We start from the raw sequence: 25417 nt of genomic DNA, 5'->3' as shown, positions 1-25417 counted from the left end.
GCACTGGCAGCCTTTTTTAGGCTCGACTTCAACCCTCTATGGGGCCTCGCTTATTCATAAAATTTGCCTAAAAAATTGGAAATAATTAGTTTTCGATCAATTTGATCGAGCAGGTCTGATTGTCGGATCCGGAAGGCACGTTCCTGCTATGGGCTGGCGGGGCAACGGGCGACCGGCTGCAACGCCTGTGGGCGCGCCGTTCTCGATCGCAACCTGTCCGTTGACCAGCACCATCTGCATCCCGGTCGCCAGCAAAAACGGGTTGGCATAGTCGGCGCGCGGCGCGAAGCTTTTCGGGTCGAAGGCGATTACGTCGGCAAAGGCTCCGACTTTCAACTGTCCGCGTCCCTCAAGGCGAAACATTGTTGCCGCCGCCGCTGTCGACTGGTCAATGAAGGCTTTAAGGCTCATAACCTTCTCGTCTTGCACATAAGTTGCATATTTGCGCGCAAACGAGCCATAATAACGCGGATGTCCCAGCGTTGCGTCGGAGCTGGTCACGACCCACGGTCGCAGCATGAATGCGGCAATGTCATTTTCGTTTTGGTTGAACGAAGCGACGCGCGCCTCGCTTTGCTTGAGGATCGCAATTGCAGCGGCGACTGGATCGACGCCTTGCTCTGTCGCAATGGCTTCCAAAGTCTTGCCCTGCGCGTCCGTAGGACCAGAGGTGATAAGCAAAGATGCCGCACCGCCACGCCGACGTAGATTTTCGGCGATCTGTGGACGCATCCTCTCCATCGTCGGGGCATCGCCGAACCGTTTGAGCATAGCGGAACGTCCGCCATCTTGCGCACTGCGCGGGATCAGCGCTGCTGAAAGCGAGGTGTGCGAGGCTGACCATGCATATTGGTCTGCATGCACCACTTGCCCCGCGCGTTGCGCCGCCTCGATCAAGGCAATGATCGCTGGTGCCTGCCCGTGCACATCGACACCAAGAGCCTTTATATGCGCGATATGGACCGGAATGCTGGCCTCGCGTCCAATCATCAGCGCCTCTTCAATCGCATCATGCAATCCGATGGAGTAGCTAGATTCATCGCGAAGATGGGTGTCGTAAATGCCACCCTTCGCTGCCGCCGCCCGCGCCAGCGTCACCACCTCGTCGCTTTTGGCAAAGCTTTGCGGTGCATAGAACAACCCGGTCGAAAGGCCCAATGCGCCTTGGCACATCGCGTCGGAGACGAGGTCGGCCATCTGCGTCAGTTCACGCGCTGTCGGCGCGCGATCCGCTTCACCGATAACCTGTTTGCGCACGTCACCAAATCCGACATAGGAAGCGAAATTGATGCCGACGTCGCGATCCGAATGTGCCGAAGTTCGCCCAGCGATGGTGTCTTTGGCTACAATATGGCCAAAGCTGCGCGCGACATTGGGGTCGCCATGCCCGTCGACGCCGATAAATGCCGTCGTCACCCCTTGCATAAGGAATGGCAATACCAGCCGTGCAGCAGGGTCGTTCGACGCCAGTGCCTCGTCGGCATGCGTATGGGGGTCAATAAACCCCGGCGCTACGACGAGGCCCGTTGCATCGATTACCTTCTTCGCGCCGCCGGTGGCCTTAGGGCCGACGTAGATGATGCGATCTGCACGGATTGCTATGTCACCCCGGAACGGGGCCGCGTTGCCTGGGTAGACGGTACCTCCGCGAATGATGATGTCTGCGGCCGGCTCCTGCGGTGCAGCCGCCACCAGCGCCGTAGCTGTCGTCATTGCCAGCGCGATCATCGCCACGCCCCTGATGAACTTCGCGTCTGCTACCATGTGACCGTTCCTATTTCCTCTCGCTTATGGCGAGTCCTTATTTGTTGTCCCTGTAGGCAATAGCTTCTATCTCCACCATTGCATCCGGAACAACCAACGCCGACACAATTGTTGAACGCGTGGGATATGGTTCTGCAAAATATTCGCGATATACGGAATTAAAATCAGCCATATAATCGGCATCCGTGATCCAAGCGGTCACCTTTACCACATCGGATAACTGCAGATCTTCGGATTGCAGGATGGCCTTAAGGTTCGCCAAGGCTTGCCGCGTTTGGTCCTGCATATCTCCGGTGATAATTTTGCCATCTTGTCCACGCGGCAGCTGCCCTGAAATATATACCGTCGATCCGGCGAAACGCACAGGCGAAAGGGGTGGTTTGCTTGCCATTTTAAATACTCCAGCGATAAGGGCGATGGGTCAGCATATGCCGTTCGGTGCGCATCTTCCCATAAATAACTTGTGATTAATCCATAACCCTGCGGAATGGATTGGTCACAAATTTGTAATGACTATGGCTTGTCAATGCTGGCAATTGGTGCAATTCGTGTGGAAATTCACACACCGCGCAGGGGCGGTCAAGGGAGGCAATTCACAGTGTCCAAAAATTCAATGCGCGCCGGTTTATTGATCGGCTGTTCCATTTTCGTCTCCGCGCCATTGTTCGCACAATCTGCGGGCCAATCCGATCAACCCGGCCAGCCCGAAGCAGAATCCGAAACGAAAGAAGCGATCGTCGTTGTCGGCAGCCGCATCGAAGGCTCGAAAATTGCCGAAACTCTGCCGGTCTCCGTCCTCAACGAAGACCGTATCGCTGCCACGGGAAGCGTTTCCGGTGATGACCTATTCCGGTCGATCCCGCAGGCTGGTGATGTTCAGTTCCAAGAGGCCCGGACGACCGGCAACCTTAACGATGCACGCGGCGACAATGCCTCAATCAATTTGCGCAGTGTCGGCACCGGCAACACTTTGGTTTTGGTAAACGGGCGCCGCATGATCTTGACCCCGGGCACGCAGACGGAGAATTTTGTTCCGGTACAGACGGCCAATACCAACTCGCTTCCGGTTGGTGCAACGCGCCGGATCGAAGTTTTGCGTGACGGTGCCGCCGCCGTTTATGGCGCGGACGCCGTGGCCGGTGTGGTCAACGTTGTCACGGACGATAGATATGAAGGCTTGCGTTTTGACACGCGTTACGGCTCTGCTGACGGCACGAATGAGAAAACTGGCGCGATTAAGGCTGGTTTCAAAACCAAGTCCGGCGGGCGCTTCACATTGTTTGGCAGCTATACAAAGCGGACGCCTTTATTCGCAAGCGAACGTCCATTTGCGGCAAGTGAAAACCATATGCCTAAGCTGGTCGGGACGCCTTGGGAGGCCGACACTGGATTCGACAACCGTTCTACCTCATCACCTTGGGGTGCATTTACGACCGTTCCGGCGCCAACGATCCGTCAAGGAACATCGGCCACGTCTCCGACATTGACGACTTCGGGCGTTTTTCACATCGAGCCGATAGCAAACACTGCGGCTGGCTGTTCAAGTGCCGTCTTCAACGGAAATCTCTGTCTGCGAAGCGGAGGCATCACAGGGGCGACCAGCCGCGTTCTGCGCTACGACGAGAACCCTGATCGCACCATTCGCGGCGGTCTTGACCGTATCAATCTTTTCAGTACCTTCCGTCAGGAAATCGGTTCGGTCGAACTGTTTGGCGAATTGGGCTATTATAATGCCAAGCTGAAAGGTCAGCGTGAACAATCCGCGCCGATTTCCAGCGCAGTTATCACGATCCCCACCACCAATTATTACAATCCCTTTGGCCCAACGACGTTCAACGGCGTTGCCAACCCCAATCGTTTGCCCGGCCTTGTCGGCGTACCAACGACTGGACTTGCGTTGCGCATCACAAATTATCGTCCAGTGGATACAGGCCCACGTACCTTTGTCGTAACCGATGACAGCATTCGCTCGCTCATCGGCGTACGCGGAGAGTGGGGCAATTTTAAATGGGATTCTGCGGCATCTTATTCTTGGGCACGCACCGACGATAATACAAAAAATGCCGTCAGCAATTCGCTATTTCAAGCGGCGCTCGCACGGTCAACGCCTGATGCCTACAACCCCTTTAACGGCGGAAGCCAGCCTGATTATTCAGTTGGCGATGGCACCCCCAACAATGCGGCCACGGTGCAGTCGTTCTTGGTCGATGTGCATCGCATCAGCAAGACATCGCTTGGCACATTGGATTTCCGGATTTCCAACAGCGATATCTTTAGCCTTCCCGCCGGCGGCGTCGGTTTTGCCAGCGGTATTGAAGCGCGGCGCGAAACTTATTCGGATAACCGCGATAACCGTTTGGACGGCACCACGACCTACACAGATAGCGTTTCCGGCATCCGTTATGGCACCGACATCATGGGCGCCAGCCCCGCGCCTGATGTAAAGGCGCGCCGTACGGTTGTGTCGGCTTATGCCGAACTCGCCGTCCCTGTGATTTCCGAAGATATGGACATACCATTGGTCCAATCGATTGACCTGCAACTTGCGGCACGCGATGAGCATTATTCGGACTTTGGGAATGTGTTCAAGACCAAGGTTGCGGGCGCATGGACCGTGATAGACGGCATCAAACTCCGCTCTGCATGGTCACAGAATTTTCGCGCACCAAATCTCGCGCAATTTTACAGCGCCGGAACACAGGTCGCAAATACGCGCACCGACTTTGCCGCTTGCCGCTTGAATCCAGCGACAGCCTGTAGCGGTATTAGCACGCTTGAAATTCGCTCAGGCAATCAGAACCTGACACCTGAAAATGGCGAAACCTTGTCGGCGGGTATCATTATACAGCCTTTCAATAACCTCACTTTCACCGTGGATTATTGGTCGCTGCGTTCGAAAGGCGTAATTGGCCTCCAAGGCGCGCAAAACCAGATTTTGTTCGACCTTCTCGAACGGCTCGGCGGGCGTAGTAACCCGAATGTCGTGCGTCTGGCGCCGGTGGGCACGCAAGTGATCGGGACTATCGATTATGTGAAGGATGATTATTTCAACCTTGGACTGCGCAAATTGGAAGGTCTGGATTTCGGTGTCAGCTATGATGTGCGTAACACATTGTTGGGCAGTTTTAACATCGACCTCAACGCATCAAAACTGCTGACATATGAACAATCCGCATCGGAATTGCAGGCGCAACTGATTGCTGCAAACGCAGCGGGCAAATTGGGGTCCGGTGTGACGATTACGCAGGCCGGAAGCCAGATCCAGGTCAACGGCAATCCCGAGTGGCGCATGAGCGGAAACCTGACTTGGAAATCAGGCCCCGTAAGTGCAGGCGTCTTGGTGAATTATGTAGGTTCGGTTTTCGACACGGGCACGATCAAGGTGAACGACCAGTTTTTCAAGTTAGACAGCGTCACCACGGTCAACACTTATGTACAATATCGCGCGGGTAAAGATCAGGGTGCACTTTCGGGCACACGGTTCCGCGTAGGCGCGCGTAACGTGTTCGATAAGCAACCACCGCTTGCATCGACCAACTATGGTTTCCTTGGGTCACTGCACGACGCTGTCGGCCGGTTCGTCTATTTCGAACTGTCGAAAGAGTTTTGATAAAGCGGAAAACCGCTTTGCAGGTAGCGGCGCAGCAAATGCGCCGCTAACTTGCCCCAATGAGACTGAGGCAGATTGAAGTTTTTCACGCCGTTTATGCAAACGGTTCAATCAGCGCGGCTGCGCGCGGCTTGAATGTGTCGCAGCCAGCGGTCAGCAAAGTATTACGGCACACCGAATCGCAGCTTGGTATCAGCCTGTTCAATCTGGTGCGCGGACGCTTGGTTCCGACCGACGAGGCGCACGCATTGTTCCGTGAAGTGGATGAGGTCTTTAGCCGCATCTCCTCGTTGCAGGTCACCGCGAACAATTTACGCAACACCGGCACGGGCCATTTGCGGATCGGTGTAGCGCCATCGTTGGGATTGGAAGTGGCGCCAAGCGCCATAGCGGCCTTCCGCGCCAAATATCCCAACGTCACCTTCGACATCAAAACCCTACACCATCACGATATATCGCGTGCGTTGTATGAACGCGAATGCGACCTTTCTATAGGCTATGATCCGCCGGAGCACCCCCGACTGAGACTGGAAAAGCTTTCGACAGCGCGCCTGTATCTGATCTGCCGACCGGGCCAGTTTCCACCCGGGGAAACGACCCTGAAAATCAGCGAATTGAGCGGCCTAGACATGATTAGCGTCAACGGCAGTGGTCCCATTGGCGATCTTGTGGAAGCCACTTTGGACAAAGCGCAGGTTGATGTGCGCAAGATCATCTCGGTGAGCACTTATTATATCGCAGCAGCATTGGTGCGTTTCGGATCGGGCATCGCGATCGTTGATCAATTCACAGCACGATCCATGGTGAGCGATGGCTTGGAAGCACTCGCCATTTCGCCCGAAATGCAGTTTGGGGTCCATGCAATCTGGCTGGAGGATAGGCCACCCTCCAGATTAGGGCTTCAATTTGTCGCCGAGGTGAAACAGGCATTGCAGCCATAATGTGCGCGCCCGTGCAGCGGCATTAAAATACTTAACCCAAAGTTATGGTAGGGATGTATTTTTGTTCGTCAATGAAGCTTGCTCTTGTCCGACGCATCTTTAGCTAGGCCGGATGAACAGGCGCAAAGATTCTGATGATGCCTTGCTGCCCCGCAGCGCGATTGTCTTGGGTGCAGGCGTGGTGGGTGTAGCCACGGCCTATGCTCTGGCCATACGTGGTGTTGCAGTAACGATCATCGATCGGGCCGAGATTGCCGGGAGCGGGGCTTCTTTCGCAAATGGTGCACAACTCAGCTATATTTACACCGATGCCTTGGCGAGCAACAGCTTGCTCAAAAGACTGCCCTTTCTGGCATTGGGCCTCGATCCTGCCTTTCGCCTGAGACCGAGCTTAGACCCAAGTCAGATTGCATGGTTCATGCGCTTCATCCGCAATTGCACGCGCCAACGGTTCCTGGAAAACAGTCTCGAAGGTTTGCAATTGGGCCTGGAATCGCAATTGGCAATGCGTGCCCTGCTGCAAAAACATGAACTCGAATTCGGACATCAGTCTGCGGGCAAGATGTTGGTCTATGACGATGCTGCGGCATTTAAATCGGCCTGCGATATGGTGTCCCTAAGGCAAAGCCATGGCGCCGTGCAGGAGATTTTGACACCACAAGAAGCGGTCAACAAAGAAGGGGCTCTTGCGGAACGCGCAGGCCGCTTTGTTGGCGCTATTTACTCGCCGCAGGAGGAACTAGGCGACCCGCACAAATTCTGTAATGCTTTGCTATCGCAATTGGTCACGGCATATGGTGTGCAAGTGCGCATGGCGACAGACGTTGCACGCTGGAAAGCGGACAAGGACATGGCCGTGGTTTTCACAAAGACCGGCGAAGCAATCACAGCCGATCAGCTGATGATTTGCACGGGAATAGATGCCACGAATTTACTGAAAAAACATGGTCTTGGTACGTCGTTGATGCCGATGAAGGGCTATTCCTTTACTGCCGCACCCGGCCAAGTATCGCCGATAATGAGCATCACCGATGTCTCCAGAAAAATCGTCTTCTGCCCGCTGAACGGCATGATACGTGTTGCCGGGATCGCCGAATTGGGCGCGCGGGATATAGCGGTTGACCCACGCCAACTTGCGAGTTTGGTGTCCGCTGCGTCTGACGTTCTGCCACGCGCTGCTGATTATGCGGGATCATATAATGGCTGGGCGGGTATCCGCCCCATGACGGCCAACGCACTTCCCATTATCAGGAAGCTTGCGCCAAGGGTTACAATCAACATAGGGCATGGCATGTTGGGTTGGACATATGCGATGGGATCGGCCGAACGGGCTGCGCAATTGCTGGGGAGAGTGTGATGGTGAAGATTATCGGAAAAGGGTCACGTGCGGGCATTTTATTGCTGTCTATATTCGCGTTTGCGGCATCTCCAGTCGTTGCGCAGAAAAAGCAGCTGCTCGAATATCCCAGCATCCATTCACCCGTCGTTGGCGAACAAGGCATGGTGGTGTCGCAAAATGCAATGGCGTCAGAGGTAGGTGCGGACATATTACGCCGCGGCGGTAATGCCGTTGACGCATCTGTCGCCATTGGCTTTGCCTTGGCTGTCACGCTCCCGCGGGCGGGGAATATCGGTGGCGATGGCTTCATGCTGGTGCATGATGCCAAGAGCGGAGAGCAGGTCTTTTTCGATTTCCGTTCGGTCGCTCCAAAGGCCGCGACCCTCGCGATGTTTGTGGATAATCAGGGGCAGGAATCCCAAATCGCCAGTCGCGGTTATCTCGCGCCATCGGTGCCCGGAACGGTTGCCGGCCTGTATATGGCGCATAAAAAATACGGTAAACTGCGTTGGTCAGACGTCGTTGCGCCTGCAATCGCACTTGCCCGCGACGGCGTGATCCTGACCCCGGACGAAGCTTTTGTTTTTGGTTGGGGCAAGGAACGCTTGTCGACCAGCGCAGCCGCCAAAGCGGCTTATTATAAGCCCGACGGCACGCTATATCGTGCAGGGGAAAGGCTGAAACAGCCTGATCTTGCATGGACACTGACCCACATCGCGAAACGCGGGGCAGATGGTTTTTACAAGGGCCCCGTTGCAGCCCGTTTTGCCGCCGACATGAAAGCCAATGGCGGATTGATTACCACCGAAGATTTGGCCGCCTATCGCGCGATTGAGCGCAAGCCATTGCGTGGAACCTATCGTGGGCTTGATGTTGTCACCGCTCCACCGGCAAGTGCAGGCGGCGCAACGTTGCTCAATATGCTGAACATCGTTGAAAATTTTGACCTGAAACAGAACGGCGCTGGTTCGGCCAAGTCTCTGCACATCATGGCCGAGGCTATGAAGTTGGGATATTCTGATCGATACGTCCTATTGGGAGATACCGATTTCGTAACCGCGCCGGTCCAAGGTTTCATTTCAAAAGCTTATGCGCGCACACGCGCTGAACGTATCGATCCAGAAAAGGCCAAACCCGTCGCGCAAATGGGCGTGGGCGACCCGTTCAAATTTGAAAGCCCGTCTACCACCCATTACTCTGTGGCTGACGCGCAGGGAAATGTGGTGTCAACGACCTACACTTTGGGCGCCGATTTCGGTTCGGGCGTGATGATCGCCGGAACGGGCGTGCTGCTCAACAATCAGATGAATAACTTCTCACACGCACAGGCTGCCAAAGCGCTGCGGGAAGGCTTGCCACCACCGCCCAATGCGATGGCACCGGGTAAACGGATGCTTTCGACGATGATGCCGACAATTGTCATGAAAAATGGCAAGCCTTGGCTCGTCACCGGAACGCCCGGGGGGAGCACGATCATCAATACGGTCATGCAAGTGATCGTCAACGTCGTTGATTTTAACCTCAATGTTGAAGAGGCCACCCATCAGCCGCGTATCTATCAGGACACTAGCGATAAGTTGCGGGTTGAGCCAAATTTCAATCCCGATACGGTCAATATCCTGAAATCCATGGGCCACACCATCACCTCCGACGAAACAATGGGTAGCGCCCAATCCATCATGATCGACAACGGTCTTTTCTTAGGCGCTGCAGACCCTCGACGTCCCGGTGCGCAGGCAATTCCGCCCGAACGGCGGCAACCGCGCTGACGGGACAAATGCAGCGGGCGATGTGCACAACGGTTTGCGCAAAACGAGATGACAGCAGGGACCAATATACCGACATGAAAAAGCCCGCCGCTGCGCAAAGGCAGGGCGGGCTTACATTCTATACAGAATCCGTGCCGATTATTCGGCGGCCTTCTGCATGTCTTTGCCAGCTTCTTCAACAGCAGCGCCAGCTTCGGCAGTTGCGTCGGCTGCATCTTCGGTGGCAGTCATTGCATTTTCGGCGCCAGCTTCCATAGCTTCGCCAGTTGCGTCGGCGGCTTCGGCGGTTTCTTCAGCAGCCTTTTCACCGGCTTCGCCACATGCGGTAAGCGATGCTGCAAAGGCAAGAGCAGCAACAGTTGCGACTAATTTCTTCATCTTGGTTCTCCTAAGTCCCTATAATCCCTCACGGGAGTAAGAGGGTAACGGATGTTGCTGGCTTTAGACAACTATTTTTCAAGCCCGCGTGAAATACCCCATTGGCGGGCGACGGGGTAACCGAGATAGCCAGTGCCAAACAACGCATATAAAGGCTCTGGCAGGCCGTTCAGATATGCGTTCATGCGAAGCGCAATATTGCCCGCGGCCTCTGGCTGCACGGCGGCAATCAACCCCATCGTGATTGCCCTCAACAGCATAGCATATATGACATATAGAAAACTGGCCCATGCGCGGCTTGTCCACGGATCGGCGGATTGCGCCTCCGCCAAGACGGCGGACAAATCGGTGCGCAATGCTTCCATTTCCTGACTGCCTTGCAGCTTGATCAGTTCCAGTTTCGCCGCATCCCGCGCTTTCGGGTTGGGAATGATTTGTCGATCAGGCCGGCAATCGGCCCAATGATACCTTCAATGAGTGACATGGCATGCTCCTATCTAATATTAACCAATACGGCTTGTTCGCCAGCCATATAGAAACGCCTCTTGCGCGGGGCGTGCTTCGGCCAAGCGGACATAATACGCGCCTTGCAACGGATCGATTGCCTTGGTCAGAACGCCCTCCGCCGATGGCCCACATTTTGTCAAAAATGCCTCCAGCGCGTGCAAAGTGTCCGTGCCGATTGTCCGATCTACGGCTATGTCTGGATAATCTGCGCCATTGCGATTCAGTGCGTTCAGCGCGCGTTGCAAAAACCCGATTGCTGTGCTGGTGCCCATGTTGACGCCAGTGTCAAATAGCTCCTCTACCAATATCGGCAGGATTTGTGACACTTTATCGAAGGCAGGCCTGCGCCAATATTGCTTTTTTTAATTCAACGCTGCCACGTTGCGCGGCAAGTTTTCCATCTGTCCCATATAGCCATGTCGACGGGCGACTGATTGCGTGATGCTCCAGCGCGTTGGCCGGCCTTTGTCGGCGGGATGATCTACAAAACCGCCCTCGCGTGCAATCAGGCCGTCAATCAATTCGTCAATATTGTTCCGCATCGGCATATCCTCACTTTCGCGCATAAAATAACCAAATAGGTTTATGTAGGAAAGTAAAATGTGCCGAATATACGAACTGAGCGCGTCTGCGCGTCGTTGAGCTTTCATTTTTGTTGGAAAATTGGTCGGGACGACAGGATTCGAACCTGCGACCCCCACACCCCCAGTGTGATGCGCTACCAGGCTGCGCTACGTCCCGACCGCCAATGACCTCGCTGAGGCCAGTGGAAGCGCGCGTATATGGTGGTGGTTTTGGAAAAGCAAGCGCGCTGTCGACGCTTTGACGTTGCGTCTGCAGGGTGCAGGTGATAATCGCGCCCGATTGGTCCCAGGCGGCGCTGTACGTTGGCGCTCCCTTTAATGAATGTGAGGTCTTCCATGGAGTTTGTTATCTTGAGCGCTGCTGCCGGTGGTGCCGGTAGTTCTGCCTTTTTCGTGCAGTTGTTTCCGCTCCTGCTGATCTTTGTTGTATTTTATTTCTTCCTCATCCGTCCCCAACAAAAACGGGCGAAGGCGCATGAGGCAAAAATCGCTGCGGTACAAAAGAATGACGACGTCGTCACCGCTGGTGGCCTAATGGGCAAAGTGACTAAGGTTGCTGACGACTATGTTGAAGTTGAAATTGCGCCAAATGTGCGGGTGAAAGCGGTCAAGTCAACCATCGCCAATGTGCAGCCGCGCAATGCCAAAGCTGCGAATGATTAACCGTCGGGGTTGAACGGCTTTGCCGCCCGCCCCAGATATTGCCTTCATAGTTCGTTCGGAACCCATCTATGCTTGATTTTCCACGTTGGCGCATATGGATGCTCAACACCGTGCTTGTAGTGGGGGTGGCCTTTGCCATTCCGAGCCTGCTGCCAACGTCGATGCGCGCGCAGCTTGCGCAATTTGTGCCCACACCCACGATTAATCTGGGTCTCGATCTTGCCGGCGGTAGTCATATCTTGTTGGAGGCGGACACGTCGCAACTATCAGAGGCCCGGCTCGAAGCTTTGGAGGACAGCGTCCGCACCGCGATGCGCCGTGCCAATCCACAAATTGCGATTGCGGATGTCTCACGCGCTAACGGCGAACTCAGCTTTAACGTCAGCGACATATCCAAGGTGGATGCTGCGCGGGAAGTGATCTTGCCGTTGATCAGCAATACTATGGGGACGCGGGATTGGAATATCGGCGTAAATAACGGCAACCGAATTATTCTGTCACCAGCAAGCTCTGGCGACGAAAACGCGCTGGACCAAGCGATGGACACAGCCAAGGACGTCATTGACCGCCGGATTAACGCGCTCGGCACGTTGGAGCCGACAATCATTCGTCAGGGTGATAACCGCATCGTCGTTCAGGTTCCTGGATTGGATGATCCAGAGGCGCTGAAGGCGTTGATTGGTAAGACGGCCAAGCTTGAATTCAAGTTGGTCGATGAACAAGCCGATCCCGACCAAACCGCGCAGGGCAAGGCCCGCGTTGGTAGCCAAGTTCTGCCTTATCCCGACAACCCCACTGGTCTGCCGTACATCGCGGTGCGCCGCCTGGGCGGCATATCCGGCGATAAGTTGGTCAAGGCCGACCCGACATTTGACCAGCAGACCAATGAGCCTGCTGTCACCATCCAGTTTGATTCCGAAGGTGGACAAAGATTTGCTCGGATGACTCAGCAAAATGTGAACAAATTGTTCGCGATTGTGCTCGACGGCCAGGTCATCTCCGCACCGCAAATTCGGGAGCCGATTTTCGGTGGCGTATCCCAGATATCCGGCAGCTTCACGACCGAAAGCGCCAATGCGTTATCGATCTCATTGCGCTCTGGTGCATTGCCGGTGGATTTGACAATCGTGGAGGAACGTTCGGTTGGTCCCGACCTTGGCGCTGACTCCATCCGTCGTGGCGTGTTAGCTGCGGTCATTGGTACAACCGCCATTCTGGTGCTGATGTTCCTCGTTTATGGCCGTTTTGGCATGTATGCCAATGTGGCTTTGGTCATCAACGTGTTGATGATTTTGGGCGTCATGTCCTTTGCCAATGCGACATTGACCTTGCCAGGGATTGCGGGTTTTGTTCTGACGATTGGTGCGGCGGTTGACGCGAACGTGCTGATCAACGAACGCATTCGCGAAGAACTGAAACGTGGGCGCCGTGTGGTGCAGGCCATTGAGTTTGGTTACAAAGAAGCGAGCCGCGCGATTTTCGACGCAAACAGCACCAACGTCATCGCGGCGGTTTTGCTCTTCATTTTCGGTTCGGGACCCATTCGCGGATTTGCGGTGGTCCTTATGATCGGGATTGTGACCTCGGTTTTCACCGCCGTGACCATCACCCGCATGTGGGTGTCGCTCTGGGTGAAGCGCACGCGGCCCACTGAATTGACGATTTGAGGATATTGCCATGAAACTGCTCAAACTCGTTCGTGATGACACAAATATAGATTTTCTTAAATGGCGCGTATGGGCCTTTGCGATCAGTCTAGTGTTGATGGCGGCATCGGTGGGCTTGGTCGCGACCAAGGGCCTGAACTTCGGCGTTGATTTCATTGGCGGCCAAATGATCCGCGCGACATTCACGCAAAGCGCCACGGCGCCCGTGACCGAACTGCGCGAGACGGTGGGCAGCCTTGGTTATGGTGATCCGACAATTCAGCGTTTCGGTGCGGAAAATCAGGTTTCGATCCGCATGAAATTGCCTGAAGGCGCGGACAAAAACCCCGAACTTGCGAATGCGATGACGGAGAAAATCACCAGCAGTTTGAAGGCTGGTCATCCCGATGTGCGGATTGACGGGGTTGACTCCGTGTCCGGCAAGGTTTCGGAGGAATTGTTCGGCAAAGGGATATTGGCTCTTCTAGCCGCCATGGCCGGGGTTTCGATTTATATCTGGTTCCGTTTCGAATGGCAGTTTGGTGTCGGGGCGATCTGGTCTTTGGTCCATGACGTAACGCTTACCTTCGGGCTATTTGCGCTTACGGGGTGGGAGTTTGACCTGAACATCATTGCCGCGTTGCTGACCATCATCGGCTATTCCTTGAACGATACCGTCGTGATCTACGACCGTATCCGCGAAAACCTGATGAAGTTCCGAAAAATGGAAATGGCCTCGCTGTTGAACCTGTCGGTCAATGAAACCTTGTCCCGTACGGTGATGACCAGCGTGTCGATTTCCCTGCCGCTGATCGTTTTGGTGCTGTTTGGACCCGACGTCATCTTTGGCTTCAGCATGGCAATGGCATTTGGAATCGTCGTCGGAACCTATTCGTCCATCTATCAGGCAGCGCCGATTCTGATTTGGCTCAAGGTTGGATCACATAGCTTCGTCCCGACCGACGAAGTGATGGGTTCCAAGGCGGAGCGGATAGGCGAGGACTTCGGCGCGCAGCCTTAACCGTTATAACGTGCGGACGAGCCGAACGGCTTTGGCGATCCAGGCTGGGTCGGCCACAACCTGCTGACGTGCGCCCGCCTCCAGCGGCAGAAGGTGAAGCTTTCCGGCATCGCGGCCAAGCAAGCGGCCAAAGATGAACCGTCCGCCCGGTCGTGGCACAAGGACATCCAAATTCAGCGCAGAGGCAAAATCCTCCGCCTGTAGCTGCTCCAGCCATAATTCATCGCCGCGTCGATATTCGCCCATCGGTGCCGCAATCCTAAGCCCGACCATCCTGCCGCTGACATTGGGCACCATGATGCGCTCCTCCTGCGTTGGCGCATAAGTTCCGTCCTCATGCAGCACCGCGGCGACAGGCAGAAATTGTTGGTCAGGCAGAGCGACGAGATCGCTGGAATCTACGCCCAAAGCATCCGCAATGCGGTTAATCCAGATGAGTGAAAGCACGCGCATACCCGTTTCAAGGCGGCCGATGGTTTGTGCCGTTGTTGGGGGCGTACAGCGTTCTGCCACATCGGCAAGTGTCAGGCCCTTGGCCCTTCGAACATCGCGAATTCGACTTTGCATGGAGTACTCCATTACCAAATAGGTTTTTTCTTTCCTACAATATTTACCACATGGCAAGGATGATTCGAAGAGCCAAAGGAGATTATCGATGCCCGCCAAATCCCATTCGAACCGAAAATTTCACGATCCACGTATGCTGGTCGAACACCCAGTGGCAGAAATTCATGCCACCCAGCGCAGCGTTACGATTAACCTGTCGGAATCGCCGCTGTCGTGGCTGCATGCGCGCGGCCATTTGTCGAACCGACAAATGTTGGCAGGCGAGACATTGCGCGGCGATTATGAACCTGCCGCCCTTGGGCCGCATGTCGCTATGTCGTGGGAGAATATTCCGCGTAGCCGCCAGAAACGCGGCGTACCATCGGGGCTGAACCGAACGGAACGGATGATTCAGGCCAAAAGCCGCTTTGACGGCGCGCTGACCGCGCTTGGCCCCGATTTGTCGGATATTGCGTGGCGTGTCATTTGCGTTGGGGAAAGTGTGCCCGCTGGAGAGCGCGAGATGTCGTGGCCTGTGCGGTCGGGAAAGCTCGTGCTCAAAATCGCGCTAGATCGGCTTGCGGTCTTTTACCGCATTCCATTCTAGGATGTGGAATCTTCGACCATCATGGCCAGTTCGAGCCAACGTTCTTCGGCTGCATCCTTTTCGGCGCGCAGGCTTTCGGTCTTGGTGGTCAGTTCGGAAAAGCGCGCCGGCTTTTGCGTGTACAAAGCTGGGTCACTCATTTCTTTTTCCGCCGCCGCAATCTCGGCATCTATGTCTGTGATGCGCTGTGGCAGGAGGTCATAGTCGCGCTGATCCTTATAGGTCAGCTTGACCTTTTTTGGCGCTGATGGGGCCGCATTATTAGGCTCCGTCGAAACGGTTTTTTCGGCCTTCTTGGCGGTGGGCTTGTCCCGCTTGTCGCGTTTTTCTTCCCAATCAGCATATCCACCGGCGATAATATCGACATGGCCTGATCCGTCCAAACCTAGCGTCAAATTGACCGTCCGGTCGAGAAAGTCGCGGTCATGGCTGACAATCAAAACCGTACCGTCATAATCGGCAATAACCTCTTGCAGCAGGTCCAGCGTTTCGAGGTCCAAATCATTGGTGGGCTCATCCAACACCAGCAAATTGGCCTCCCGGGCAAATTCTCGGGCGAGCAAAATGCGCGATTGCTCACCACCGGATAAGGAGCCGATCCGCGCCTCAATCAACGCAGGGTCGAACAGGAATTCCTTAAGATAACCCTGCACATGCTTGCGCACGCCGCGCACATCGATCCAGTCGCTGCCATCGGCCAACACATCGCGCACGCGCTTTTCGGGCGTCAGCAATTTGCGTTGCTGGTCAATGACGATGCCCGTGAGCGTCGGCGACAGCGTGATGCTGCCCGTATCGGGTTCGGTCTCGCCCGTCAGCATACGGATAAGCGTTGTTTTGCCCGTGCCATTTGCGCCGACAATGCCGATGCGGTCGCCGCGTTGAATGCGCAGCGTGAAATCCTTGATAATCGTCCGATCGCCAAAGCTTTTGCCAACATTCTGCGCGCTGATGACCGTTTTGGTTTTGCTATCGTCGCTTGCAGCAGCGAGCTTGGCGGTCCCTTGCGGGCCAATCATCGCGGCCCGCGCGGCGCGCATTTCCCATAGCTTGGCCAATCGACCCTGGTTACGCTTACGCCGCGCAGTGACACCGCGTTCTAGCCAATGCGCCTCAATCTTCAACTTGGCATCCAAACGGTCTGCATTGCGCGCATCTTCGGCAAAGACCCGTTCGGTCCAAGCGTCATAACCGCCAAAGCCGATTTCATTGCGGCGCAGCAGGCCGCGATCCAGCCAGAATGTCTGCCGCGTCAACCGCGTCAGAAACGTCCGGTCATGGCTGATCACCATGAATGCGCCGCGATAGCGCGTCAGCCATTCCTCCAGCCATTCAATCGCGGCAAGGTCAAGATGGTTGGTCGGCTCATCCAGCAGCAGCAGGTCAGGCTCGCTTGCCAGCGCGCGGCAAATTGCGGCGCGGCGCTTTTCTCCGCCGCTTGCGGTCTTTGCCTCGCGGTCCAAATTAATGCCCAATTGGTCAGCAATCGCGCGCACCGCATATTCGGGTGGGCCTTTTTCACCATGAATGGCAAAATCGACGAGCCTGTTAAATGCACTGACGTCGGGGTCTTGATCTAACATCACAATGTTGGTGCCGGGCACGATGACGCGGTTACCCTTGTCAGCTTCGACCGTTCCGGCCACCAGCTTCATCAGCGTCGTTTTGCCCGCCCCATTGCGGCCGATCAGCGCCAGCCGGTCGCGCGCGCCGATGAACAAATCAATATCCTGAAACAGCCAGCCGCCACCTTGCTGGAGCGCGAGATTTTCGAAAGCGAAGATAGGAGGTTGCGACATATGGGCTGGCGGATAGGGGGTAGCACCGGCAGGGGCAAGCCAGATTGTCTATTCAGCACACTTTGTCATTCCCGCGAAGGCGGGAATCCACGGCCTGGCCTCAATGCCCCCGACAATACACCTGTGGTAGGCGGTGAGCGTCGGTTCATGGGTTCCCGCGTTCGCGGGAATGACAATGTGGATGTTGACGATGGCGGAAGCTTCAAGCAAAGCCCTTTTATGCGCACTATCTATCTCAACGGAAACTACACCCCCGAAACCGAAGGAAAAGTCTCGATATTCGACCGAGGCTTCCTGTTTTCGGACGCTGTTTATGAGGTTGTCTCCGTACTCGACGGCAAACTTGTAGATTTCGACGGCCATGTGCAACGCCTTGTCCGCTCGCTTGCAGAAATCGGCATAAAAGGCGCGCCAGGCGCAGACGACTGGCTCGCCATCTGCCGCGAACTTGTTGCTCGCAACAACCTCGAAGAAGGCATGATCTATTGGCAAGTGACACGCGGCGCGCCTGAAGACCGCGACTTTGTGTTTCCGTCCGCCGATACGCTGCCGACGGTGCTTGCCTTTACGCAATCGCGCACGCTTGCGGATAACCCTTTGGCACAACGCGGCATTCGGGTGATAACGATGCCTGATTTGCGTTGGGGTAGGGCGGACATCAAAACAACGCAATTGCTGTATGCTTCCATGATGAAAAACGAAGCGATTGCGCGCGGCGCGGACGATGCATGGATGGAGCGCAATGGCTGGATTACCGAAGGCAGCGCGCAAAACGCGCATATCATTACGCATGAGGGCGTTTTAGTCACACACCCGTTAACCTGCGAAATCTTACACGGCATTACCCGCGCATCGGTGCTTCCGCTTGTGGCACAACATATAGAAGAGCGGCCTTTTTCCATTCATGAGGCGGAACAAGCCGCCGAAGCCTTTATGTCATCCGCCTCAGGCTTTGTGATGCCCGTCGTAAAGATTAATGGGCAACTCATTGGCAATGGCCAACCCGGTTCGGCAACCGTTCAGCTTCGCCATGCCTATATCGATTGGGCGCGCCGAACAGCGATCTAAACGGTTAGCTTTGAACGGGAGTTTGATATGCGAAAATTGATGTGGGCAGCGATGTTGGCGATGAGCGGGATGATGGCCAGTGGCGCGATGGCGACGGAGGTGCATGTTACCACCGCCAATCCGGTCATCGACCTGACGATCTCAGAAACGATCGAAACCCCGCCTGACATCGCTACATTTTCGACGGGCGTTCAAACAATGGCGCCAACGGCAAGCGCGGCGGTCCGCGCCAATAATGTGCAAATGGCATCTGTAGTTGCGCGGCTTAAGACGCTTGGCATTGCGGATCGTGATATCCAAACAACACAAATCAATTTGAACCAGCAATTTGACTATCGCGACGGGCAGCAGATTTTTAAGGGCTATCAGGCATCGAACATGGTCAATGCCAAGCTACGCGACCTGAAAAAGCTTGGCGCGTTTCTTGATGCGCTCGCGGTCGATGGTGCGACAAATTTCAGCGGACCAATGTTCGGCATTGATGACGACAGCAATTTTCGGGAAGCCGCGCGCGATAAGGTGTGGGCCTCGGCCATGGCTCGTGCGCGGAGCTTGGCGCGCAAAGCAGGGTATAATGATGTCCGTGTGCTACGCGTCGAAGAAACGGACAATCAAGGGCGTTTTGCCCCAATGGCTATGGCCGTGCGTACATCGATGAACGACATGGAGAAATCCATACCCATTTCGCCTGGCGAACTTAGCGTCGGGGCAAGCATGTCCTTCACATTTGAAATGGTAAAATAATGGGTTTTGGACGTCACACGACGCGCGGCGTAAGCGCGCCATTCACTTTGCGTTCAATGCCGCACGCTTAGGGGGCGATGATGTTACACCGACTTGTTCTTGCCTCTATGCTCTCAAGCATCGCCTTGCTTAGCCCCGTAACCGCCGATCCACTCCGGGGGGAGCAGAATGAGGCGCGTCAGGATATGCGGGCTGGCAAGGTCAAGCCCCTACGCGAGATCGAGGCAAATATTGTCCCACGCATGCGCGGGATGCAGTATCTGGGCCCAGAATATGACCCTGCCGCACAAGTTTACCGTTTGAAGTTCATCGACCGCGACCGCGTTATCTTCGTCGACGTGGATGGGCGGACAGGAAGTGTGCTGCGGCAACGGTGATAGAATTTTGTGGCGGCACCCAAATCTGCTAGCCTCAGCGCGTTACAATTTATGACAAACTAAGGGAATGGCATGCGCATCTTGATCGTAGAAGACGAGCCCAATTTGGGTAAGCAGCTCAAGTCAACGCTTGAAGGCGCTGGCTATGCCGTTGACCTCTCGGTTGATGGTGAGGATGGCCATTATATGGGTTTCACCGAAAATTATGACGCTGTCATCCTTGACCTTGGGTTGCCGGAAATTGACGGGCTGACCGTTCTTGACCGCTGGCGTAAGGAAGGCAGGAAATTCCCAGTGCTGGTGCTGACGGCTCGGGACAGCTGGTCAGATAAGGTCGCTGGCCTTGATGCAGGCGCCGATGATTATCTCGCCAAGCCGTTCCAGACCGAAGAATTGATTGCACGATTGCGCGCGCTGATCCGCCGTGCATCTGGCAATGCGTCGAGCGAGCTGAATGTCGGTGATGTCCGGTTGGATACGCGTTCGGGCCGTGTGACGCTCGATGGTCAGCCCGTGAAGCTGACGGCGCAAGAGTATAAATTGCTGTCTTACCTGATGCACCATAAGGGCAAGGTTGTGTCGCGGACGGAACTCATCGAACATATTTATGATCAGGATTTCGACCGTGATTCTAACACTATTGAGGTTTTCGTGACTCGCATCCGCAAGAAACTGGGACAGGACGTGATTTCGACAATCAGGGGCCTTGGCTACAGTCTTGAGGAACCCGTCAACTGAATCCGCCAGTCGCCATTATGTCCGTACCAAAGCCGCCGACCTGGCGCAGTCAATTCCAAAGCACGGGATCGCTTACCCGCCGGATGATCCTGACGGCAGCTGCGTGGATTACGATTTTGCTCATCGGCGGGGGCGCTGCGCTGGACCGCGTGTTGACCAATTCGGTTGAACAGAATTTTGATACTCAGATCGAATATGTTCTGACCGCGATGATTGCTTCTGCAGAAATCGGCCCTGACGGGGAAATCCGGATGAACAGGCCGTTGGGCGACCAACGTTTTCTGGAACCGAACAGCGGCCTTTACTGGCAGATCACGGGCAAAGACGCGATGCCATTTCCCTCTCGCTCGCTATGGGACCGCGCGCTTAGACCGCCGGTTCGTCATAAAGATCAGGCTGTGCATTTTCGGAACAGTGATGAATTTCCTGACGAGCCACTGCGCATCGCAGAGCGCTCGATAAAGCTTCCGGACTCCGATGTTGCTTGGACATTCATGGTGGCGCAGAGCCGCGATAGTCTTGATGCGCAGATTCAGGAACTGCGCTCTGTATTGGTGACAAGCTTCTTTCTGTTAGCGCTTGGCCTTATCATTTTGGCGGCATTACAGACATTTTATGGTCTGTGGCCGCTGCGCGCGGTGCGCATGGCGATTGCGCAAATGCGCAGCGGTCAGGAAAGCCGAGTGACCGATGCCTTACCCGATGAGGTGATGCCGATGGTGAATGAGTTAAACGCCCTGCTCGACCATAATGAGCAGCAAGCCGAAGAATCGCGCCGTCATGCCGGTAACCTTGCGCACGCGCTCAAGACGCCGTTAACGGTCATCATGAATAGCGCGACCGCGCAAGCCCCTGATATATCGGAAACGGTCATCCGCGAAGCCACAACGATGCGGCGTCAGGTGGATCATCATCTGGCCCGCGCCCGCGCCGTTGGCCGCCGAGGCCATAGCCACAGCCGCGCGTTGGTCTGGGGCAGCTTAGAATCGGTGGAACGTGCCGTTGGCCGTCTCTATGCGCATGTCCGACTCGATATGGCCGGAGACAAGGCAATTGTCGCACGGGTGGAACGGCAGGATCTGGATGAAATGCTCGGTAACCTGATCGAAAACGCGGCCAAATATGGGGGCGGCAGTGTGTTTGTGACGGTCGGGGATGCAGGCGAATTTGTGGAAATAATAATCGAGGATGATGGCAAAGGCATCCCAGAAAGCGAGCGCGAGCGGTTGTTTGATCGCGGTGCACGGCTGGATACTGGCAAGCCTGGTACGGGCCTTGGTCTCGCGATCGTCCGCGACGTTGTCGAAATTTATGGCGGGACTGTCGCGTTAGAAGAAAGCGAGGAGCTGGGCGGACTTTTGGTCAGACTACGCTTACCAAAAGCGACAAGCTGATTAACTTCCGTCGCGAATTTGCTGATGATGGCGGATGACTTCATCAATGATGAACCGCAAGAATTTCTCGGTGAAATCAGGGTCAAGCTTGGCGTCATGTGCCAATTGCCGAAGCCGCTCTATCTGCCGCTCTTCGCGTGCGGGGTCTGCGGGTGGCAACGATGACTTTGCCTTAAACTCACCCACGGCCTGCGTTATCTTGAACCGCTCGGCGAGCATGAAAACGAGGGCAGCATCGATGTTATCGATACTGTCGCGAAAGCGGGCGAGGGTGTCTGCGTCGTTCATTGACGCCATCTGTGCCGATATTGACCGCAACGGACAAGGGAAAATACGCCATTTGCACTTGCCTATCCACGCTGCGCGCGTCACAGCGATCAGATTATGACGGCAACTATCCACAAAATCGGCGGACATCAGGCGCCATCGCTCGACCCAATTTTGAAATTGGTCGCTTTGGGCATGAATAAGGTCAATGCGGTCATTCTGGATCGCATGCAGTCCGAAATTCCGCTTATTCCCGAACTGGCAGGCCATTTAATTGCCGGCGGTGGCAAACGTATGCGGCCAATGCTTACCCTGGCCTGCGCGCAGTTGCTCGATTATCCTGGCAATCGTCATCACAAATTGGCCGCAGCCGTGGAGTTTATTCACACCGCGACCTTGCTGCATGATGATGTTGTCGACGGCAGCGATATGCGACGTGGCAAAACTGCGGCGAACCTCATTTTCGGGAACCCAGCGGCTGTGCTGGTCGGCGATTTTCTGTTCAGCCGGTCGTTTGAACTGATGGTCGAGGATGGTTCGCTGAAGGTTCTTAAAATCCTGTCGAACGCATCGGCGGTGATTGCGGAAGGCGAGGTCAACCAGTTGACTGCGCAGCGGCAGATTTCGACGACGGAAGAAAAATATCTCGACATCATTGGTTCGAAAACGGCAGCTTTGTTTGCTGCGGCGTGCCGGATATCTGCGGTTGTCGCCGAAAGCGGAGAGGCGCAGGAAATGGCGCTGGATGCCTTTGGCCGCAATCTTGGTATTGCGTTCCAGCTTGTTGACGATGCGATCGACTATGTCTCCGACGGCGCGACCATGGGCAAGGACAGCGGCGACGATTTCCGCGATGGCAAGGTTACACTACCCGTCATTCTCGCGCATTGCCGTGGGAACGCCGAAGAGCAGAAATTTTGGCGCGAAGCGATGCTGGGTAACCGGGTAAGCGACGCCGATTTGGCCCATGCCCGCCAATTGTTGCGTGCGCATCGTGCCATTGACGACACATTGGATCGGGCGCGGCATTATGGTCAGCGCGCGATTGATGCGATTGCGCATTTCCCTGCAGGCGAAGCCAAATCTGCGCTGACTGAGGCAGTGGAATTCGCAATAGCCCGCGCATATTGACGGACGCAGCGGTGCCGTCCGCGCTTAAGATGACCGAAGCATTGCCTGTCATGGCGGTTATGCCCGATTTGCTGGCATCGATGCGCGCTGCTCCCAACGCTGTTCTTATCGCCCCGCCGGGCGCTGGCAAAACCACTATGGTTGCGCCTGCTTTATTGGATGAGGCTTATTGCACTGGCCAAATCCTATTGCTGTCACCACGCCGCTTGGCCGCGCGCATGGCGGCGGAACGTATCGCCGAAAATTTAGGTGAAACGGTCGGCGGACGGGTTGGATACGCGACACGGCTCGATAGTAAACATGGCCCGGATACCCGCATATTGGTGATGACTGAGGGTATTTTCCGCAATCGGATTATCAGTGATCCTGAGCTATCAAGCGTATCAGCTGTGCTATTTGACGAAGTCCATGAACGCAGCATCGATAGCGATTTCGGGCTCGCGCTGGCGTTGGAGGCGCAGGCCGCTTTCCGTCCTGATCTGCGCTTGCTGGCAATGTCGGCGACTTTGGATGGTGCGCGTTTTTCAACCTTGATGGGCAATGCACCGGTACTGGAAAGCGAAGGCAAAATATGGCCTTTGGAATATCTTTATGTCGGTCGCAGGACCGAACTGCCGATTGAAACCGACATTGTGCGCATATTACGTCAGGCGCTATCGGAGCAGCAGGGCGATATATTGGCGTTTCTGCCCGGCGTGCGCGAGATTGACCGTGCCTTTGACGCTTTGGGTGAGTGCGGTCCAGATATCGTGGTCCACAGGCTGCATGGGCAGATTGACCCAGCGGACCAGCGGCTTGCGGTTCGCCGCGACGCGCATGGCCGCCGCAAGGTCATTTTTGCCACAAACATTGCCGAGACCAGCCTGACCATCGACGGGGTGCGGGTCGTGGTCGATAGCGGCCTTGCACGGCGCGCGCGCTTTGATCAGGCGGCTGGTGTCACGCGGTTGGTAACAGAGCGGGCAAGCCTGTCTGCTGCAACCCAGCGCGCTGGGCGTGCCGCGCGGCAACAGGCTGGGATTGCCTATCGGTTGTGGGAGGAGGCAGGCAACGGTGGCCTGCCGCCATTCGACCCGCCGGAGATTCTGGAGAGCGACCTTGCACCCTTGTTGCTCGATTGTGCGCGTTGGGGCGAGAACGACCCTGCAAAGCTCCGTTGGCTTGACCCGCCGCCCGCCGCCGCCGTGCAGCAAGCGCACAAATTACTTTTGTCGGTTGACGCGCTGGATCCGCAAGGCCGCATCACAGCGCACGGAACCACGCTTGCCAACCTTCCCTTGCCGCCGAACCTTGCGCATATGGTTGTGACCGCCGCCCATAATGGGCAAGCGCAGGACGCGGCGATGTTGGCGATTTTATTGCAAGAGCGCGGCCTGGGCGGGCAAAGTGAGGACATTGACGCCCGCTATGAACGCTTTGTGCGGGAACGTGGGCCAAAGGCAGAAGCCGCACGCAAGTTGGCGGAGCGCATTGCGCGGTTGTGCAGCGGTAAAGCCGATGTCGACCCTTTAAGCATCGGCGGATTGATCGCCACAGCATTTCCTGAACGCATTGCGAAGCGTCGCGATGCCAAGGGCGAGAAATGGATCAGCGCAATGGGTCGCGGGCTTCAGCTGGACGCTGCATCGCCTCTCGCAAGCGCAGAATGGCTTGCCGTTGCCGATGTGCAAGGCGCGGCATCGGGCGCGCGGATATTGTCAGCGGCGGCGCTGACCGAGCCCGAAATCATGGGACGATTTGCGCATCGCATCATCAGTCAGGAAATCCTGTCTTATGATAAAAATGCTGACCGCGTGGAGGCACGCGTGCAGCGGCGACTTGGCGCGATTGTGCTGAGCGAGGGACGCGTCGAAAAGCCCGATCCTGAGGCCCTTGCCAACGCTTTGTTGGCCGCTGTGCAGGATATGGGAATCGACATTTTGCCTTGGTCGGCATCGGCCCGCGCGCTTCGGGAACGCGCGCTGTTCGCAGATATTGCGACGCTTAGCGACGATGCTTTGGCGCACAGCGCGGAACAATGGCTTCTGCCCCTGCTTGCTAAGGTGAACCGCCTGCGTGATGTTGCGCCATCGGCTTTGGCGCAAGCACTGGACAATATGCTCGGATGGGATGCGCGCACGCGCATTGACCAAATCGCGCCCGCTTCTTTCAAAAGCCCCGCCGGAACCGCGCATGATATCGATTACGCTGCCGAGGCTGGGCCAACCGTCGAATTGCGCGTGCAGGCTTTGTTCGGCCTTGATACCCACCCGTTGGTAGGCGTTGACCGCATACCACTCGTTCTTAGCCTAACCTCGCCTGCTGGCCGTCCTATTCAGACCACGCGCAACCTGCCGGAATTCTGGCGTGGAAGCTGGCGTGACGTGGCCAAAGAAATGCGCGGTCGTTACCCCAAACATAACTGGCCCGACGCGCCGTGGGAAAGTGTCGCCAGCCTTAAGACCAAAAAAGCACAAGCGCGCGATACGCCCCGCAACGCTTGACGACTCAGATGCTGTTCGGGCAAGGCGGTGGCGAATTAACC

At 55.8% G+C, this 25417-nt stretch carries 21 protein-coding genes, 1 tRNA gene and 2 pseudogenes; 15 read left to right on the top strand and 9 right to left on the bottom strand.

Annotation, left to right across the window (positions count from 1 at the left end; all coding sequences use genetic code 11):
- Positions 1 to 96 precede the first annotated feature (96 nt).
- A complete protein-coding gene (locus tag ACILP3_RS00285; RefSeq protein ID WP_395614677.1) occupies positions 97 to 1764 on the bottom strand; it encodes an amidohydrolase family protein in 1668 nt (555 codons plus the stop codon).
- Positions 1765 to 1801: 37 nt separating this feature from the next.
- Positions 1802 to 2155, bottom strand: a complete 354-nt coding sequence (locus ACILP3_RS00280) for a RidA family protein (RefSeq protein ID WP_395614676.1) — start codon at positions 2153 to 2155, stop codon at positions 1802 to 1804.
- Positions 2156 to 2362: 207 nt separating this feature from the next.
- Here ACILP3_RS00280 and ACILP3_RS00275 point away from each other — a divergent pair, with 207 nt between their 5' ends.
- The 4 genes from ACILP3_RS00275 to ggt all read left to right on the top strand — a co-directional run bounded on the left by ACILP3_RS00275 (position 2363) and on the right by ggt (position 9423).
- A complete protein-coding gene (locus tag ACILP3_RS00275) occupies positions 2363 to 5374 on the top strand; it encodes a TonB-dependent receptor domain-containing protein (RefSeq protein WP_395614675.1) in 3012 nt (1003 codons plus the stop codon).
- A 59-nt stretch (positions 5375 to 5433) separates the two neighbouring features.
- On the top strand, positions 5434 to 6315 hold the full coding sequence (locus ACILP3_RS00270; RefSeq protein ID WP_395614674.1) for a LysR family transcriptional regulator: 882 nt from the start codon (positions 5434 to 5436) through the stop codon (positions 6313 to 6315).
- A 112-nt stretch (positions 6316 to 6427) separates the two neighbouring features.
- Positions 6428 to 7672 (top strand): FAD-dependent oxidoreductase, encoded by a 1245-nt coding sequence (locus tag ACILP3_RS00265; protein ID WP_395614673.1) that lies wholly within the window; start codon positions 6428 to 6430, stop codon positions 7670 to 7672.
- On the top strand, positions 7672 to 9423 hold the full coding sequence (gene ggt / locus ACILP3_RS00260; RefSeq protein ID WP_395614672.1) for a gamma-glutamyltransferase: 1752 nt from the start codon (positions 7672 to 7674) through the stop codon (positions 9421 to 9423). Before ACILP3_RS00265 ends, ggt begins: the two co-directional genes overlap by 1 nt.
- Positions 9424 to 9561: 138 nt before the next feature.
- Here ggt and ACILP3_RS00255 read toward each other — a convergent pair whose 3' ends face one another.
- The 4 genes and pseudogenes from ACILP3_RS00255 to ACILP3_RS00240 form a co-directional block, all read right to left on the bottom strand.
- Positions 9562 to 9801 (bottom strand): hypothetical protein, encoded by a 240-nt coding sequence (locus tag ACILP3_RS00255; protein ID WP_395614671.1) that lies wholly within the window; start codon positions 9799 to 9801, stop codon positions 9562 to 9564.
- Positions 9802 to 9872: 71 nt separating this feature from the next.
- A pseudogene (locus tag ACILP3_RS00250) lies at positions 9873 to 10285 on the bottom strand (holin family protein).
- Positions 10286 to 10304: 19 nt separating this feature from the next.
- Positions 10305 to 10850 (bottom strand): annotated as a pseudogene (locus ACILP3_RS00245) (glycoside hydrolase family 108 protein).
- 122 nt (positions 10851 to 10972) lie between these two features.
- A tRNA-Pro gene (locus ACILP3_RS00240) sits at positions 10973 to 11049 on the bottom strand.
- Between the two features lie 179 nt (positions 11050 to 11228).
- Here ACILP3_RS00240 and yajC point away from each other — a divergent pair.
- The 3 genes from yajC to secF all read left to right on the top strand — a co-directional run bounded on the left by yajC (position 11229) and on the right by secF (position 14222).
- On the top strand, positions 11229 to 11555 hold the full coding sequence (gene yajC, locus ACILP3_RS00235) for a preprotein translocase subunit YajC (protein WP_395614670.1): 327 nt from the start codon (positions 11229 to 11231) through the stop codon (positions 11553 to 11555).
- Between the two features lie 68 nt (positions 11556 to 11623).
- Positions 11624 to 13222 (top strand): protein translocase subunit SecD, encoded by a 1599-nt coding sequence (gene secD / locus ACILP3_RS00230; protein WP_395614669.1) that lies wholly within the window; start codon positions 11624 to 11626, stop codon positions 13220 to 13222.
- 10 nt (positions 13223 to 13232) lie between these two features.
- Positions 13233 to 14222 (top strand): protein translocase subunit SecF, encoded by a 990-nt coding sequence (gene secF, locus ACILP3_RS00225; protein WP_395614668.1) that lies wholly within the window; start codon positions 13233 to 13235, stop codon positions 14220 to 14222.
- A 3-nt stretch (positions 14223 to 14225) separates the two neighbouring features.
- Here the strand turns inward: secF and ACILP3_RS00220 are convergent, their stop codons facing one another.
- Entirely contained in the window at positions 14226 to 14789 is a 564-nt protein-coding gene (locus ACILP3_RS00220; RefSeq protein WP_395614667.1) for a helix-turn-helix domain-containing protein, read from the bottom strand.
- Between the two features lie 88 nt (positions 14790 to 14877).
- On the opposite strand from ACILP3_RS00220, the gene ACILP3_RS00215 reads away from it, so the two are divergent.
- The gene (locus ACILP3_RS00215) at positions 14878 to 15375 is read left to right on the top strand and encodes a DUF6456 domain-containing protein (protein ID WP_395614666.1); all 498 of its coding nucleotides are present in this window, start codon (positions 14878 to 14880) and stop codon (positions 15373 to 15375) included.
- Here ACILP3_RS00215 and ACILP3_RS00210 read toward each other — a convergent pair.
- A complete protein-coding gene (locus ACILP3_RS00210) occupies positions 15372 to 17174 on the bottom strand; it encodes an ABC-F family ATP-binding cassette domain-containing protein (RefSeq protein ID WP_395614665.1) in 1803 nt (600 codons plus the stop codon). The genes ACILP3_RS00215 and ACILP3_RS00210 overlap by 4 nt on opposite strands.
- A 147-nt stretch (positions 17175 to 17321) precedes the next feature.
- Here ACILP3_RS00210 and ACILP3_RS00205 point away from each other — a divergent pair, with 147 nt between their 5' ends.
- The 5 genes from ACILP3_RS00205 to ACILP3_RS00185 all read left to right on the top strand — a co-directional run bounded on the left by ACILP3_RS00205 (position 17322) and on the right by ACILP3_RS00185 (position 21495).
- Positions 17322 to 18242, top strand: coding sequence for a D-amino-acid transaminase (locus tag ACILP3_RS00205; RefSeq protein ID WP_395614664.1), 921 nt, complete (start codon positions 17322 to 17324; stop codon positions 18240 to 18242).
- Between the two features lie 27 nt (positions 18243 to 18269).
- Positions 18270 to 18986: an SIMPL domain-containing protein gene (locus ACILP3_RS00200; protein WP_395614663.1), complete on the top strand. Its 717-nt coding sequence runs from the start codon at positions 18270 to 18272 to the stop codon at positions 18984 to 18986.
- A 77-nt stretch (positions 18987 to 19063) separates the two neighbouring features.
- Positions 19064 to 19363, top strand: a complete 300-nt coding sequence (locus tag ACILP3_RS00195; RefSeq protein WP_395614662.1) for a hypothetical protein — start codon at positions 19064 to 19066, stop codon at positions 19361 to 19363.
- Positions 19364 to 19435: 72 nt separating this feature from the next.
- On the top strand, positions 19436 to 20101 hold the full coding sequence (locus ACILP3_RS00190) for a response regulator transcription factor (RefSeq protein WP_395614661.1): 666 nt from the start codon (positions 19436 to 19438) through the stop codon (positions 20099 to 20101).
- Positions 20102 to 20184: 83 nt separating this feature from the next.
- A complete protein-coding gene (locus ACILP3_RS00185; RefSeq protein WP_395614758.1) occupies positions 20185 to 21495 on the top strand; it encodes a sensor histidine kinase in 1311 nt (436 codons plus the stop codon).
- Here the strand turns inward: ACILP3_RS00185 and ACILP3_RS00180 are convergent, their stop codons facing one another.
- Entirely contained in the window at positions 21496 to 21783 is a 288-nt protein-coding gene (locus tag ACILP3_RS00180) for a chorismate mutase (protein ID WP_295490303.1), read from the bottom strand.
- 96 nt (positions 21784 to 21879) lie between these two features.
- Here ACILP3_RS00180 and ACILP3_RS00175 point away from each other — a divergent pair, with 96 nt between their 5' ends.
- Positions 21880 to 22893 (top strand): polyprenyl synthetase family protein, encoded by a 1014-nt coding sequence (locus ACILP3_RS00175; protein WP_395614660.1) that lies wholly within the window; start codon positions 21880 to 21882, stop codon positions 22891 to 22893.
- Positions 22894 to 22922: 29 nt separating this feature from the next.
- Positions 22923 to 25376, top strand: a complete 2454-nt coding sequence (gene hrpB / locus ACILP3_RS00170) for an ATP-dependent helicase HrpB (protein WP_395614757.1) — start codon at positions 22923 to 22925, stop codon at positions 25374 to 25376.
- Positions 25377 to 25417 lie beyond the last annotated feature (41 nt).

Source organism: Sphingorhabdus sp., from assembly GCF_044239665.1.
Lineage (GTDB): Bacteria > Pseudomonadota > Alphaproteobacteria > Sphingomonadales > Sphingomonadaceae > Sphingorhabdus_B.
Note: the sequence above shows the minus strand (reverse complement) of the source record. Positions and strands in the feature narration are given on the sequence as shown.

What these genes read in the sequence shown, in the direction of transcription:
- ggt (WP_395614672.1), top strand. Translation starts at nt 7,672, where the DNA reads ATGGTGAAGATTATCGGAAAAGGGTCACGTGCGGGCATTTTATTGCTG.
- ACILP3_RS00270 (WP_395614674.1), top strand. Translation starts at nt 5,434, where the DNA reads ATGAGACTGAGGCAGATTGAAGTTTTTCACGCCGTTTATGCAAACGGT.
- ACILP3_RS00255 (WP_395614671.1), bottom strand. Translation starts at nt 9,801, where the DNA reads ATGAAGAAATTAGTCGCAACTGTTGCTGCTCTTGCCTTTGCAGCATCG.
- ACILP3_RS00200 (WP_395614663.1), top strand. Translation starts at nt 18,270, where the DNA reads ATGCGAAAATTGATGTGGGCAGCGATGTTGGCGATGAGCGGGATGATG.
- hrpB (WP_395614757.1), top strand. Translation starts at nt 22,923, where the DNA reads ATGACCGAAGCATTGCCTGTCATGGCGGTTATGCCCGATTTGCTGGCA.
- ACILP3_RS00280 (WP_395614676.1), bottom strand. Translation starts at nt 2,155, where the DNA reads ATGGCAAGCAAACCACCCCTTTCGCCTGTGCGTTTCGCCGGATCGACG.
- ACILP3_RS00215 (WP_395614666.1), top strand. Translation starts at nt 14,878, where the DNA reads ATGCCCGCCAAATCCCATTCGAACCGAAAATTTCACGATCCACGTATG.
- yajC (WP_395614670.1), top strand. Translation starts at nt 11,229, where the DNA reads ATGGAGTTTGTTATCTTGAGCGCTGCTGCCGGTGGTGCCGGTAGTTCT.
- ACILP3_RS00265 (WP_395614673.1), top strand. Translation starts at nt 6,428, where the DNA reads ATGAACAGGCGCAAAGATTCTGATGATGCCTTGCTGCCCCGCAGCGCG.
- ACILP3_RS00285 (WP_395614677.1), bottom strand. Translation starts at nt 1,764, where the DNA reads ATGGTAGCAGACGCGAAGTTCATCAGGGGCGTGGCGATGATCGCGCTG.
- ACILP3_RS00210 (WP_395614665.1), bottom strand. Translation starts at nt 17,174, where the DNA reads ATGTCGCAACCTCCTATCTTCGCTTTCGAAAATCTCGCGCTCCAGCAA.
- ACILP3_RS00205 (WP_395614664.1), top strand. Translation starts at nt 17,322, where the DNA reads ATGGGTTCCCGCGTTCGCGGGAATGACAATGTGGATGTTGACGATGGC.
- ACILP3_RS00180 (WP_295490303.1), bottom strand. Translation starts at nt 21,783, where the DNA reads ATGAACGACGCAGACACCCTCGCCCGCTTTCGCGACAGTATCGATAAC.
- ACILP3_RS00175 (WP_395614660.1), top strand. Translation starts at nt 21,880, where the DNA reads ATGACGGCAACTATCCACAAAATCGGCGGACATCAGGCGCCATCGCTC.
- ACILP3_RS00190 (WP_395614661.1), top strand. Translation starts at nt 19,436, where the DNA reads ATGCGCATCTTGATCGTAGAAGACGAGCCCAATTTGGGTAAGCAGCTC.
- secF (WP_395614668.1), top strand. Translation starts at nt 13,233, where the DNA reads ATGAAACTGCTCAAACTCGTTCGTGATGACACAAATATAGATTTTCTT.
- ACILP3_RS00220 (WP_395614667.1), bottom strand. Translation starts at nt 14,789, where the DNA reads ATGCAAAGTCGAATTCGCGATGTTCGAAGGGCCAAGGGCCTGACACTT.
- ACILP3_RS00185 (WP_395614758.1), top strand. Translation starts at nt 20,185, where the DNA reads ATGATCCTGACGGCAGCTGCGTGGATTACGATTTTGCTCATCGGCGGG.
- secD (WP_395614669.1), top strand. Translation starts at nt 11,624, where the DNA reads ATGCTTGATTTTCCACGTTGGCGCATATGGATGCTCAACACCGTGCTT.
- ACILP3_RS00195 (WP_395614662.1), top strand. Translation starts at nt 19,064, where the DNA reads ATGATGTTACACCGACTTGTTCTTGCCTCTATGCTCTCAAGCATCGCC.